This is a genomic window from Kiloniellales bacterium (genome assembly GCA_030064845.1).
Classification (GTDB): Bacteria; Pseudomonadota; Alphaproteobacteria; order Kiloniellales; family JAKSDN01; genus JASJEC01.
The window spans coordinates 83,221-96,974 of the sequence record JASJEC010000004.1; the positions used below are offsets into that span (position 1 = coordinate 83,221).

A 13,754-nucleotide genomic window follows, 5' to 3' on the forward strand; every position below is an offset into this window, starting at 1 on the left:
ATGGCAGAGACGGTGGAAACCTCGGTCGGCAACGGCAAGAGCGGCATGCAGATCTCCGAGGAGGTCGCGATCCAGATCATCAGCATGCACAAGTGGTACGGCGAGTTCCACGTCCTCAAGGACATCAACCTGACGGTCCAGCGGGGCGAGCGGATCGTTATCTGCGGCCCCTCGGGCTCGGGAAAGTCGACCATGATCCGCTGCATCAACCGCCTGGAGGAGCACCAGCGGGGCCAGATCATCGTCGACAACATCGAGCTGACCAACGACCTCAAGAACATCGCCGAGATCCGGCGCGAGGTCGGCATGGTGTTCCAGCACTTCAACCTCTTCCCGCATCTGACCGTCCTGGAGAATTGCACCCTGGCGCCGATCTGGGTGCGCCAGACTCCCAAGGCAGAGGCCGAGGAGTCGGCAATGAAGTATCTCGAGCGGGTCAAGATCCCGGAACAGGCCGGCAAGTATCCCGGCCAGCTCTCAGGCGGCCAGCAGCAGCGCGTGGCGATTGCCCGCTCGCTATGCATGAACCCCCGGATCATGCTGTTCGACGAGCCGACCTCGGCGCTCGACCCTGAGATGATCTCCGAGGTGCTGGACGTCATGGTCAGCCTCGCCGAGTCCGGCATGACCATGCTCTGCGTGACCCACGAGATGGGCTTCGCGCGCAAGGTGGCGAACCGGGTGATCTTCATGGACGGCGGCGAGATCATCGAGCAGAACGAGCCGGAAGAGTTCTTCAACAACCCGCAGTCCGACCGCACCAAGCTCTTCCTGAGCCAGATCCTGCATCACTAGGCCGGCCATGCGGCGCCTCGGCCTGATCGCCGCGGCCGGGGCGCTTGGCTTTTGCCTTCTCTGCATTTCGGAAGCCGAGGCCGGCGCGGTGCTCGACCGCGTCCGAGAGGCGGGCCTCGTGCGCTGTGGCGTCCTGGCTGGACAGCCCGGCTTAGCCCTGCGGGACGATGCCGGCGGTTGGCGCGGTTTCGATGTCGACCTGTGCCGCGCGGTCGCCGCCGCGGCCTTGGAGGAGGGCGGCAAGACCGAGCTGGTCCCGCTTTCTGGAGAGCCCGGCCGTGCCGCCCTGATCGAGGGGCGCCTGGATCTCCTGGCCCGGCAACCGGCCATGCCGCGTTTGGCGGCCGAGGGGGGAGTACGCTTCGCGACCCATAGTCTTATCGAGGGCCAGGGCCTCCTGGTTCCCCGGAACGCACAGTACGGCAACGCGCTGGTGCTCGGTCCCGCGTCTGTCTGCATCCCAGGGGATCCGGGCCTCGGGGACAACCTCCTGCGCTTCGCAAGTAAGGGGGGCGGTGCCCTCACACCGCAGGTTCACAAGGACGAGGCCGCCCTCGTCGCGGCCTTTCTGGCTGGCGACTGCGGCGCCGTGAGCGCTGGCCGCCTAGCCCTGGCGGCCTTGCGGGCTGCCCTGCCCGACCCGGCGGGCTACGAGATCCTGCCCGACCTCCTGTCGCGGGATCCCCAGGGGCCCAGCGTGGCGGCCGGCGACCGGGAGTGGCTTAGCCTGGTGCGTTGGACCGTCTTCGCCTTGATCACGGCGGAGGAACTCGGGGTCACCCGCGCCAATGCCGGGCGCCTGCGCCGGCGGAGCGATGACCTTCGGATCGAGCGGTTGCTCGGTGCCGTGCCGGGGCTCGGCGAGGGCCTGGGCCTCGACGACGGCTGGGCCTACAGGGCGATCGTCTCGGCTGGAAACTACGGCGAGCTCTATGACCGCCACCTGGGTTCCGGCGACGAACTGAAGCTGGAGCGCGGTCCCAATGCCCTATGGCTCGATGGCGGACTGCTGCACGCGCCGCCCTTCCGGTAAGCCGAGAAAGAGCTACCTGCCGGCCCCCGGTCCGCGCATTTTTCCCTCGGCCGGGATCAGCCCGTTGAGGCGGGGGTCCGGGATCACCGCAAACTTCTGGTCGTAGGGCTGAAAACCGCACCGTTGGTAGAGCGGCAGCGCCTGGCGGTGGTCGAGCGAGCAGGTGTTCACGGTCAGCCGCTCCGGCTCGTAGTTCCAGGCTGTGTCGATTGTCCAGGTGAGCAGGTAGCGGCCCAGGCCGCGCCCGATGAAGTCCGGCATCAGGCCGAAGAAGGCGAGGTCGATATCCGGCGGCCCGGTGAGGTCGAGTTCGGCGAAGCCGGCCGGGACACCGTCCGCGTAGAGCACGTAGAGCTCTACCTTCTCGTTCTGGACGAGCCGCGCCAGGGCCGCGTCGTCCAGCTTGCGCCGCTCGTACCAGAGCCAAGGCTCGCCCACGGTGTCGTAGAGGAAGCGGTAGAAGGGCACGGTCGGCCGGTGCGCTCGGATCAGGGCGAGCTTCATGCCCTGTGGCGGCGAGACGTGCGGATGCGGCGGCCGCTGCGTCATCTCGAGGTAAGTGACCGTTACTTCCAGCTTGCCGTCGTCGCGGGCCGTTTCGATGGCCGGCGCGTCCCGTCCGTCGAGCCAGCGCTGCATGAGATGGCAGCGGTTCGGTTGATAGCCCAGCGCGGCGTAGAAGTTCTTCACCGCGAGATTCCGTTCCCGCACCATGAGCTGTATCTTGGCCGCGCCCCGTTCGCTCAGCCAGCTCTCGGCCCGGCGCATGATGGCCGAGCCGTAGCCGGCGCCCCGCTGGGCCGGGTGGACACCCAAATAGTAGGCCCAGCCGCGGTGCCCGTCATAACCCACCGCCACTGTGGCCACGATCCGGCCGCCGGCCTCGCCGACGAAGACCTCGGCGGTCGCCGTCTGCTCGAAACTGTCGAGGTCCTGGTGCGGGTCGTTCCACGCCGTGGTCAGGTCGCACTCCTGCCAGAGCGCCACCACGGCGTCGCGATCCTTCGGCTTGATCGTCCGGATCTTGAGCTTGCCGGGCGCGGGCTCGCGGGTCGCCATGGCTTACCCGGCGGGGCCGCTTTCCACCGGCGTGTCGCCCGGCAGGCCCCATTCGGCCCAGGAGCCGTCGTAGAGGGCAACGTCCCGGTGTCCGGCGACGTGCAGGCCGAGCGCGAGAATGGCCGCCGTCACCCCGGAGCCGCAGGTCGTGACCACGGGCTTGGTCATGTCGACCCCGGCCGCCTCGATTTCGGTCCGCAGTTCCGCGGCAGGTCTGAGCGTCTGGCTCTCGCGGTCGAGCAGGCGGTCGAACGGCAGATTCAGGCTGCCGGGGATGTGTCCGCCGCGCCGACCGGGCCAGAGCTCGGCGGCGCTACCCTCGAAGCGTCCTGTGCTGCGGGCGTCGAGAACCTGTTCGCGGCGGCTCTTCAGATTGGCCATCATCTGATCCCGGTCGCGCAGCAGAAAGCTGTCGACGCGAGGCGTGAAGTGCCGCTCCGACGGGCGGGCGGGTCCGTCCTCGACCGGCCGGCCCTCGGCAAGCCACTTCACGAGGCCGCCGTCGAGGACCGCGATGTCGTGGTGGCCAAAGTAGCGGAAGGTCCACCAGACCCGAGGCGCGCTCCACATGCCGCGCTGGTCGTAGACCACGATGCGGACCCCGTCGCCGAGGCCGAGCTTGCGCACCCTGGATGAGAACTTCTCCGGGGGCGGAACCATGTGGGGCAGGTCAGTGCCGCTATCGGCGATCTCGTCGATGTCGAAGAACACAGCGCCTGGAATATGGTGAAGAGCGAATTCCTGCCGGGCGTCGAGCCCCTCGTGGGGCAGGTAGTAGCTCGCGTCGACGACTCGCACATCGGGCGCGTCGAGGTGTGAGGCCAGCCAGTCGGTGCTGACGAGGGCGTCGTTTTCGAAGGATGCCATGGCGCGTCCGGTTGCTCCGCTCTAGTCGAACACGATGTTGATGCGCCGGTTCTGCCGGCCCTTGTTCTCGATCTTGCTGACCCGGACCCGGCCGATCTCGCCCGTGCTGCGCACATGGGTGCCGCCGCAGGGCTGCAGGTCGACGCCGGCGATATCCAGCACCCTGACCTGGCCTTGTCCCACCGGCGGCTTGACCGACATGGTGCGGACCAGCTGGGGATTGGTCTCGAGTTCCTGGTCGGTGATCCAGCGCGGCTCGACCGTATGGTCCTCGTCGACCAGTCGGTTGAGCGCCGCCGTCACCTCTTCCTTGTCAACCTTGGTATCGGGCAGATTGAAATCCAGACGGCCCTTGCCGTCGCTGATCTGTCCCCCGGTCACCTCGCCGGGCACGACGGCGCACAGCAGGTGCAGACAGGTGTGCATGCGCATCAGGCGATGCCGCCGCTCCCAGTCGATCGCCGCCTCGACCTCGGTTCCCGGCGCCGGCAGGGCGGCGCCGGCCTCGGGCAGGTGGAGGACGGTGCCGGGCTCCGGACCCTTCCTGGTGTCGACGATGGCGACCTGTCCGCCGGGCCAGCTGAGGTGGCCGGTGTCGCCCGGCTGGCCGCCGCCCGTGGGGTAGAACACGGTCTGGTCAAGCTCGATGCCGGCGTCGCCGGATGCGGTCACCTTGGCGGTGCACTGGCGCTGGTAGGAATCGTGGCGAAAAATCTCTGTCATTCCTGTCCTGTCCTCAGACCAGCCAATCGGGCTGCGGCAGACCCTTTTCCTTCATGAATGCGGGGTTGAACAGCTTGCTCTGATAGCGCGTGCCCAGATCGCAGAGGATCGTCGCGATCGTGTGCCCGGGACCCAGCTTCCTGGCCAGGCGAATGGCGCCGGCCACGTTGATCCCGCTGGAGCTGCCGAGGCACAGCCCTTCCTCCTTGAGCAACCGATAACAGACCGGCAGCAGCTCCCGGTCCTCGATCCGAAAGGGCTCGTCGACCTCGAGGCCTTCGAGGTTTCCGGTAATCCGGCCCTGGCCGATGCCCTCGGTGATCGAACTGCCCTGGGACTTCAGCTCCCCGGTGGTGAAGTAGCTGTACATGGCCGCGCCCTCGGGATCGGCCAGGCCGATCACGACGCCCTTCTTGCGCTCGCGCAGCGCCATGGCGGTCCCGGCCAGGGTCCCGCCGGTCCCGACGGCGCAGATGAAGGCATCGACCGTGCCGTCGGTCTGCTCCCAGATCTCTGGGCCCGTGCCCTCGTAGTGGGCGCGGCGGTTCGCCGTGTTGTCCCACTGGTTGGCGTAGACCACGCTGCCCGAGCCCTTGGCGCCGAGCTCCTCGGCGAGCCTGGCGGCGACATGCACGTAGTTGTTCGGGTCCTTGTAGGGGACGGCGGGAACTTCCTTGAGCTTGGCGCCGCAGATGCGCAGCGTGTCCTTCTTCTCCTGGCTCTGGGTCTCCGGGATCACGATCACCGTCTTGTAGCCGCGGGCGTTGCCCATCAGGGTCAGGCCGATCCCGGTGTTGCCGGCGGTCCCCTCGACCACGGTGCCCCCGGGCTCCAGAAGGCCGCGCTCCTCGGCGTCGAGAATGATGAACTTGGCCGCCCGGTCCTTGACCGAACTGCCCGGGTTCAGAAACTCCGCTTTGCCCAGGATGGTGCAGCCGGTTTCCTCTGAGGCGCGGCGCAATTTGATCAGGGGCGTGTTGCCGACGGTTTCCGCAAATCCGTCGCGAACCAGCATGCGGGCGATCCTCTAGTGCCTGGAACGAGCGAAAGACTAGCCGCGCGGGCCCGGCGATTACAAGCCGCCAGCCCCCATTTCTCGGCGCTATGCAGAACTAGATCCACTGCTCACGCAGCCGGTTGCGGTTCAGTGCCAGCCATTGCAGGCAAAGCACCGTGGTGCAGTTGACGATCTCGCCGGCCGCGAGGCGGTCGAGCGCCTCGGCGGTGGGCGCCGTCGTCACGCGGATATCCTCGTCCTCCTCGTCCAGTCCGTGGATGCCGCCGACGCCGTCGGAATCGACCCGGCCGCAGAACATGGTGACGGTCTCCGAACAGGCGCCCGGCGTCATCAAGAAGGTGCCGATCCGCTCCAGCGCGCCGATCTGGCAGCCGGCCTCCTCGACCGCCTCGCGACGCGCAACCGCCTCGGCGGTTTCCCCGGGATCGATGATTCCGGCCACCACCTCTACCAGCCAGGGATCGAGGTCGGCCGCGAGGGCCCCGGGCCGGAACTGCTCGATCAGGACGACCCGGTCGCGGCCGGGGTCGTAGGGAAGGACCGCCGCCGCATGTCCGCGCTCGAAGACTTCCCGGTGGATCGCGCGCGACCAGCGGCCGTCGTAGCGTCGATGGCGAAAGCTGTAGCGGATGATCTCGAACCGCCCCTTATAGCGGGTCGTCTTCTCCAGGATTTCATAGGGCAGATCGGGATCGTCTCCGGTCATTTCGCGTCCTTCTTTCCGGCTGTCGCTGCGGGGTCTGGTCGGGCGCCCGAGAGTAGCCAAAGCGCGGCGCGCCACCTAGTCCCCCGAAGGCGCGCCGGCTCTCCTTGCCTCCTTGATTGGTCCGTGGCATGGACGGGTCGCTTTGTGCGCAAACTTGGGGAGCTTGGCCATGGCCGTCACGAGCGAGAAGCTGACCTTTTCCGGTGTTCAGGGCGACCAGCTCGCAGCGCGCCTCGACAAGCCCAGCGGCAGGCCTCGCGCCTATGCGCTCTTCGCGCACTGCTTCACCTGCACGAAGGACATCTTCGCGGCCTCGCGGATCGCCACCGGGCTGGCGGAGGCGGGCATCGCGGTCCTGCGCTTCGATTTCACCGGGCTGGGCCACAGCGACGGCGAGTTCGCGAATACCAACTTCTCTTCGAACGTCGGCGATCTCGTGAAGGCCGCGGACTATCTGCGGGAGAATCTCGAGGCGCCCAGGATCCTGATCGGGCACAGCCTCGGCGGCGCGGCGGTGCTCGCCGCGGCCTCGCAGGTTCCCGAGGCCGTGGCGGTCGCCACCATCGGGGCGCCGGCCGAGCCGGAGCACGTCGGGCATCTCTTCCAGTCGGCGCGGCCTGAGATCGAGGCCGCCGGCGAGGCCGAGGTGCTGCTGGCCGGGCGGCCTTTCCGCATCAAGAAGCAGTTCCTGGAGGATATCGCCGGCCGCAGGCTCGAGGCGGAAATCGCCGGCCTGCGCAAGGCGCTGATGGTATTCCACGCGCCGCGGGACGAGACGGTCGGCATCGAGAACGCCAGCAAGATCTTCGTCGCCGCCAAGCACCCGAAGAGCTTCGTTTCGCTCGACGATGCCGATCATCTCCTGACCCGCAAGGCCGACGCCGTCTACGTCGCCGACGTCCTGGCCGCCTGGGTCGGCCGCTACGTCGGCGGCGCGGAGGCGGCCCCGGCGCTCGGTGCCGCCGAGGGGACCGTGGTGGTCCGGGAGACCGGCGAGGGCCGCTTCTCGCAGCATATCGCGGCCGGTCCCCACAGTCTGCGGGCGGACGAGCCCAAGAGCTTCGGCGGCGACGACACCGGACCGTCGCCTTACGGTCTGCTGGTCGCCGGGCTGGGCGCCTGTACCTCCATGACGATCCGTATGTACGCGGAACGAAAGGGCTGGCCCGTCGAACGGGTCACCGTAAACCTGAGCCACGAGAAGATTCACGCGAAAGACTGCGCGGAGTGCGAGACCAGGGACGGGAAGATCGACCACATCACGCGCAGAATCCTCCTAGAGGGGCCGCTCGACGAAACCCAGCGCGCTCGGCTGCTGGAGATCGCCAGCAAGTGTCCGGTGCACCGAAGCTTGGAGAGCGAGGTACATGTCGTCACTGAGGCTGTCTGAGCCGCCGGACCGCGCCAGATGGTGGGCAAACGGAGGCGTGACGGCGCCTCTGGAAGTTTGCTAAGGTCGGGGCAATTCGAGCAGGGACCTGGGCATGGGGATCTGGCCCGCTCCGCCGGCGTAGCATGGATCGTAGCGGGCACGGGCGGAGCGCCCGCTTCGGCGCGACGCTCTATCGGACCAGGTTTAACCCTCGCGTGGAATTACCGCCGGCAGTTGCATAGCGCCATGCACGGCGGCGAGTGGGAAGACCGGGGCGGCGACGCCCGAAAGGCGAGGTAATGTCAAAGGGCTTCTCCAGGACGGCCGTCAGGAAGGGCCACCCCTATCTTCCCGAGCTTTGCGAAGCCTTGCGGCGCGAGAGGATCGACCGCCGCGAGTTCCTGCGTACGGCGACCCTGCTGGGCGTATCCGCGCCGGCCGCCTACCTGGCGGCGGCCCAGATCCTCGGTGACGGCCTTCTGCCCAGCGCGCAGGCGGCCGAGGCGCCCAAGACCGGCGGGCGCTTGCGTTGCTCCATGAGGGTGCAGCGCATGGACGATCCGGCGACCTACGATTGGACCCAGATGTCCAATCAGACGCGCCACATCCTCGAGTATCTGACCATCACGGGGCCCGACAACATCACCCGGCCGTACCTGGCGGAAGGCTGGGAAGCTTCCGACGACCTCAAGACCTGGACCTTCAAGCTGCGCGAGGGGATCCAATGGTCGAACGGCGACGAGTTCAACGCCGACGACGTGGTCTACAACTTTGAACGCTGGCTCGACCCCGCGACGGGATCGTCCAATCTGGGCCTCTTCGCCCAGATGACCGAGGAGGTCGAAACCGGCAAGACCGATGCCCAGGGAAACCCGATCACCGAGCGGCGGATGGTGGGCGGCGCCGTGGAGAAGCTCGGGCCCTACATGGTTCGTTTGAACCTGACTGCGCCGGTGCTCTCGATCCCGGAGAACCTCTACAACTATCCAACGGCGATCGTGCATCGGCGGTTCGGCGAGGAGGGCGGCAACTTCGCCGCCAACCCGGTCGGCACCGGGCCCTTTGCCCTGGCCGAGTTCGCCATCGGCGAGCGCTGCGTGCTGCGCCGCAGGCCCGAGCCCTACTGGGGCGGCGAGGTCTTTCTCGACGAGATCGTCTACATCGACCATGGCGACGAGCCCGCCGCCGGCATCGCAGCCCTGGCATCTGACCAGGTCGACATGATCTTCGAGGTGGCCAACGAGGTGACCGATCAGGTCGAGCGCCTGCCGGACGCGGTGCTGCACCAGGCGGTCACCGCCCAGACCGCCGTCGCCCGTATGCGAGTGACCGAAAAGCCTTTCATCGACCGGCGCGTGCGTCAGGCGATCGCCGGCTGCATGGACCATAAGGCCATCCTCGACCTTGCCTATCGCGGGCGCGGCGCGGCCGGCGAGAACCACCACGTGGCGCCGATCCATCCCGAGTACTTCGAGCTGCCCCCCCTGGTGCAGGACCACGAGAAGGCCAAGGCGCTGCTCGCCGAGGCCGGCTACCCTCGGGGCATGAAGCTGAATATCGATCTCGGCGCGGCCGACCCCTGGCATTCTGCCGCGATGCAGGCTTTCAAGGAGCAGCTGGCGCCGGCGGGCATCGACCTCGACCTCAACATCCTGCCGGGTGCCCGCTATTGGGAGGTCTGGGACACGACGCCCTTCGGATTCACGTCCTGGACCCACCGCCCGCTCGGTGTGATGGTGCTGAATCTCGGTTACCGTTCCGGCGTCCCCTGGAACGAGAGCGGCTACGCCAATCCGGAGTTCGACGCCGCGCTCGACGTGGCCGGGGGTATCCTCGACGCGGACGAACGGCGCCGGGCGATGGAGAAGGTCGAGTCGATCCTGCAGAACGACGCCGTCATCGCCCAACCCCTTTGGCGAGCGGTCTTTTCGGCGACCACGAAGAGGGTGCGCGGCTACGAGATGCACCCCACGCTCTATCACCAGTTCAACAAAATTTGGTTGACTTGATGCCAGGGCAGGATGGTTCAATGAAATTCTGAACAGGGAGCCGTGGTTCGCGCGCCGAGAAACGAGCGTGCCGCGCGGCGCTGGGGGACAAGTAGAAAGGGCGTCAAGCCATGTTGGTTTTCGTAATGCGGCGCCTCGGCACCACGGTCTTGACCATGGTGGTGGTGTCGATCCTCCTGTTTCTGCTGCTCGAGATCGACAAGGAGAGCGTCGCGACCAAGGTGCTCGGGCCCTATTCCTCGGACGAGCAGCGACAGATCTGGCTCGAGAACAACGGCTACAACGATCCCTTCGCGACACGCTATCTGCGCTGGCTCGGCAACTTCGCGGTCGGCGATTTCGGCCAATCCGTGCGCTTCAAGGAAGACGTCGGCGTCGTGCTCTGGCCCCGGCTCGGCAACACGGCCATCCTCGCCGCCGCGACCCTGGCGGTGGTCGTCCCCCTGTCCCTGTTTCTCGGGGTTCTGGCCGGCATGCGCGAGGGCTCGGGGCTCGACCGGACCATATCGGTCTCGTCGATCATAACCACCTCGATACCCGAGTTCGCCAGCGCGGTCCTGCTGTCAGCCTTCTTCGTCTTCTACCTGGACCTGCTCCCCGGCACGAGCGGAATGACCGACGGGTTCGACATAAGGCAGCTCATCCTGCCGGTCATGGTTCTCGTGCTCTACGACTTCGGCTACGTCACCCGCATGACCAGGGCTTCAATGGCCGAGGTCATGACGACCCACTACATCCGCACCGCGGTTCTGAAGGGGCTGCCCTACAAGGAAGTCATCCTCAAGCACGCCCTGCGCAACGCCCTGATCGCCCCCTTCACGGTCATCATGCTGCAGATCAACTGGCTGCTGTCGGGCGTGATCGTGGTGGAATACTTCTTCGCCTACAAAGGCTTCGGGGCGCTGCTTCTCGAAGCGTCGCTCAATCAGGACATCTATCTGATCGAGGCCTGCACGATGATCGCGGTCTTCGTGGCCGTGATGACCCAGACGATCGCGGACGTGGGATACACCTATCTCAATCCGCGCATTCGCTTCGGCTGAGGGGGAGACCATGGCAGACACGGCACTGGAACTCCCCCGGCGCGAACCGGCCCTGCTGAGAGCCTTCAAGAGCCTGGCGCTGCTGCGCGAGAGCGGGGTCGGCATGATCGGCGCGGGAATCATCGGCTTCTGGGTCTTCATCGCGCTCGGCGCCGACGTGCTGGCGCCCTTCGACCCCCTGGCCACCCTGAAGCCGCTTCAGAAGGTCATGGCCCCGGCGATCCTCAGCGGAAACCAGTCCCTCGGAGGCCGGAAGGTGCAGGATGTCTGCGAGCCGCTCGAGGGCGGGGCGCCGGGCCAGTTCGACTGCGGGACCTTCTGGCTCGGCACCGACCATATCGGCCGGGACATCCTGAGCCGAATCATGCACGGCGCGCGCCGGGTCCTCATTTTCGGCATTCTGGCTACGATCTGCGCCTACGCGGTAGGCATACCCATGGGCTTGGCGGCGGGCTACGTAGGCGGCCTAACCGACGAGGTGCTCTCCTTCATCGCCAACGTGATTCTGTCGTTCCCGGTCCTTGTGCTCTACGTCATCATCATCGCGACGGTCGGCGCCTCGGCGGCCAACATCATGGTCGCCGTCACCTTCGCCTCCGGGCCCGGAATCATGCGAATCGTGCGTGGGCTGGTGCTCGACCTGCGCAGCCGGGAGTATGTCTTTGCCGCGGAGACGCGCGGCGAATCCGCCTGGCGCATCATGCTGGTGGAGATCCTGCCAAACGCGCGCGGGCCTTTGATCGTCGATGTCTGCCTGCGCCTGGGCTACGTGATCATCACGATCGGCGTGCTCGGCTTCCTCGGCCTCGGCCTGCCGCCGCCCGATCCCGACTGGGGCGGGATGATCAACGAGACCCGGCAGATGGCCATGGTCTTCCCGCATATGTCGTTGTTCCCCTGCATCGCGATCTCCTCGCTGGTCCTGGGCTTCAACCTGCTGGCCGACGGCCTGCGCGAAATCTCGCTGCGAGACTAGAGGGGGGAGGCGATCATGTCGGCAAACGGCAAGGACTACGACGGCCCGATACTGGAGTGCCGAAACCTCAGCATCTCCTACTTCACGCGGGCCGGCGAGATTCCGGCGGTGGTCGATTTCGACCTGACCCTGCATCAGGGCGGGAGCGTCGGCCTGGTCGGTGAATCGGGCTGCGGCAAGTCGACCGTCGCCATGGCGATCATGCAGTACATGGGCAACAACGGCGGCATCGTCGGCGGCGAGATCATCTACAAGGGCCGGAATCTCGCCGAGCTCAGCGAAGAGGAGCTGCGCCATCTGCGCGGCAACGAGATCGCCATGGTCTACCAGGAGCCCATGGCCTCTCTCAATCCCAGCATGCTGCTCAGCAGGCAGCTGATGGAAGTGCCGCTGTGCCACGAGAACGTCAGCGAAGAGGAGGCCTACGAGCGGGCCAAGAAGGTCCTGGCCGATGTGCACCTGCCCGATCCCGAGCGGGTGATGAACTCCTACCCTCACCAGGTCTCGGGCGGCCAGCAGCAGCGCGTGGTCATCGCCATGGCGCTGCTGTCCAACCCTTCGCTTCTGTTGCTCGACGAACCGACCACGGCACTCGACGTGACGGTCGAAGCCGGCATCATCGAGCTGATCGCCGAGATCGCCGAGAAGTTCAACACCTCCATGATCTACATATCCCACAACCTCGGCCTGATTTTGGAGACCTGCGACCGCATCAACGTGATGTATTCGGGACAGGTGGTCGAGCAGGGGACCGTGAAGGAAGTCTTCGACAAGATGCGCCACCCCTACACCAAGGGGCTGTTCAGCGCGATTCCCTTGCCCGGCACGGACAAGACGGCCCATCCGCTGGTGCCGATCCGGGGCCAGCTGCCCCTGCCCCACGAACGGCCGCCCGGCTGCTATTTCGGGCCTCGCTGCGACCACTTCATCGAGGGCAAATGCGACGTCGGCACGATCGAGATGCACGACGTACCCGAGGAAGCGGGCCATCGGGTCCGCTGCCGGCGCTGGAGCGACATCGACTGGGACGCCTACCGCCCGGAGGGGCTGTCAGGGGAATCGATCACGCCGGGCGAGCGCATTCTCGCGATCAACAAGATGCGCAAGTACTACGAGCTGCGTGACAACTCGATCCTCGCCATGATCAAGGGCGAGCGCGTCAAGTACGTCAAGGCCAACGAGAGCATCTCCTTCGACGCCCGGGAGTCCCAGACTGTCGCGATCGTCGGCGAGTCCGGCTGCGGCAAGTCGACCTTCGCCAAGGTCCTCATGGGCCTCGAGACCGCAACCGACGGCGAAGTCGTCTTCAAGGGCGACGACGTCTCGGACCATCCCGTCAAGGAGCGCAAGCCGGAGCAGATCGGCTCGGTTCAGATGGTGTTCCAGAATCCCTTCGACACGCTCAATCCGAGCCACACCGTGGGCGCCCAGCTGGCCCGGGTGATCAAGAAGTTCGGTGTCGAGACCGACAAGCGGAAGATCGAAGGCCGGGTCATGGAGCTGCTCGACCTCGTCAAGCTGCCGCGCGAGTTCGCCCGGCGCCGGCCGCGCCAGCTCTCCGGCGGCCAGAAGCAGCGGGTCGGCATCGCGCGCGCCTTCGCCGGCAATCCCTCGATGGTCGTGGCCGACGAGCCCGTCTCGGCGCTCGACGTCTCGGTGCAGGCGGCGGTCACCGGTCTCCTCATGGATATTCAGCGGACCTACCGCACCACGCTGCTCTTCATCAGCCACGACCTCTCGCTGGTCCGCTATCTGGCCGACCGCGTGGTGGTCATGTATCTGGGGCACATCGTCGAGCAGGGAGCCACGGACGAGGTCTTCAGCCCGCCCTACCACCCCTACACCGAAGCGCTGCTGTCCGCCGTGCCGATCGCCGATACCTCGATCGAGAGGAAGCGCATTATCCTCGAAGGCAACCTGCCCAGCGTGATGGATCCGCCCAAGGGCTGCCCCTTCAATACCCGCTGCCCGCGCAAGATCGGCGCGATCTGCGAAACCGAGGTGCCGGACTTTGTCGAGGACACACCGGGCCACATCATTTCCTGCCACATCCCCCTCGACGAACTTCGCGCGGTGGAGCCGGTGATCAAGCTGGGTGACAAGGCCGAGCAGCCGGCCGGAGACCAGCCGGCGGCCGAGTAGACCCTGCTCGC

12 protein-coding genes are annotated in these 13,754 nt (G+C 66.6%); 7 read left to right on the forward strand and 5 right to left on the reverse strand.

Annotation, left to right across the window (positions count from 1 at the left end):
* Positions 1-45: 45 nt before the first annotated feature.
* Positions 46-795, forward strand: a complete 750-nt coding sequence (locus QNJ67_02665; protein ID MDJ0607850.1) for an amino acid ABC transporter ATP-binding protein — start codon at positions 46-48, stop codon at positions 793-795.
* Between the two features lie 7 nt (positions 796-802).
* Positions 803-1,828 (forward strand): transporter substrate-binding domain-containing protein, encoded by a 1,026-nt coding sequence (locus QNJ67_02670; protein MDJ0607851.1) that lies wholly within the window; start codon positions 803-805, stop codon positions 1,826-1,828.
* 12 nt (positions 1,829-1,840) lie between these two features.
* On the opposite strand, the gene QNJ67_02675 is transcribed toward QNJ67_02670, so the two are convergent.
* From QNJ67_02675 to QNJ67_02695, 5 genes are all read right to left on the reverse strand, one after another.
* A complete protein-coding gene (locus tag QNJ67_02675; GenBank protein ID MDJ0607852.1) occupies positions 1,841-2,887 on the reverse strand; it encodes a GNAT family acetyltransferase in 1,047 nt (348 codons plus the stop codon).
* Between the two features lie 3 nt (positions 2,888-2,890).
* Positions 2,891-3,754, reverse strand: coding sequence for a 3-mercaptopyruvate sulfurtransferase (gene sseA / locus QNJ67_02680; protein MDJ0607853.1), 864 nt, complete (start codon positions 3,752-3,754; stop codon positions 2,891-2,893).
* Between the two features lie 21 nt (positions 3,755-3,775).
* Positions 3,776-4,477, reverse strand: coding sequence for an alanyl-tRNA editing protein (locus tag QNJ67_02685; GenBank protein ID MDJ0607854.1), 702 nt, complete (start codon positions 4,475-4,477; stop codon positions 3,776-3,778).
* A gap of 13 nt (positions 4,478-4,490) precedes the next feature.
* Positions 4,491-5,492 carry a cysteine synthase A gene (locus tag QNJ67_02690; protein MDJ0607855.1) on the reverse strand — a complete coding sequence of 334 codons (1,002 nt, stop codon included), beginning with the start codon at positions 5,490-5,492 and terminating at the stop codon, positions 4,491-4,493.
* Between the two features lie 97 nt (positions 5,493-5,589).
* A complete protein-coding gene (locus tag QNJ67_02695) occupies positions 5,590-6,201 on the reverse strand; it encodes an NUDIX domain-containing protein (protein ID MDJ0607856.1) in 612 nt (203 codons plus the stop codon).
* A 169-nt stretch (positions 6,202-6,370) separates the two neighbouring features.
* On the opposite strand from QNJ67_02695, the gene QNJ67_02700 reads away from it, so the two are divergent.
* The 5 genes from QNJ67_02700 (at position 6,371) to QNJ67_02720 (ending at position 13,743) form a co-directional block, all read left to right on the forward strand.
* Positions 6,371-7,591 (forward strand): bifunctional alpha/beta hydrolase/OsmC family protein, encoded by a 1,221-nt coding sequence (locus tag QNJ67_02700; protein ID MDJ0607857.1) that lies wholly within the window; start codon positions 6,371-6,373, stop codon positions 7,589-7,591.
* Between the two features lie 281 nt (positions 7,592-7,872).
* Positions 7,873-9,582, forward strand: coding sequence for an ABC transporter substrate-binding protein (locus tag QNJ67_02705; protein MDJ0607858.1), 1,710 nt, complete (start codon positions 7,873-7,875; stop codon positions 9,580-9,582).
* A gap of 110 nt (positions 9,583-9,692) precedes the next feature.
* Positions 9,693-10,625, forward strand: a complete 933-nt coding sequence (locus QNJ67_02710; GenBank protein MDJ0607859.1) for an ABC transporter permease — start codon at positions 9,693-9,695, stop codon at positions 10,623-10,625.
* Between the two features lie 10 nt (positions 10,626-10,635).
* Positions 10,636-11,601 (forward strand): ABC transporter permease, encoded by a 966-nt coding sequence (locus QNJ67_02715; protein MDJ0607860.1) that lies wholly within the window; start codon positions 10,636-10,638, stop codon positions 11,599-11,601.
* A gap of 15 nt (positions 11,602-11,616) precedes the next feature.
* Entirely contained in the window at positions 11,617-13,743 is a 2,127-nt protein-coding gene (locus QNJ67_02720) for an ABC transporter ATP-binding protein (protein ID MDJ0607861.1), read from the forward strand.
* Positions 13,744-13,754 lie beyond the last annotated feature (11 nt).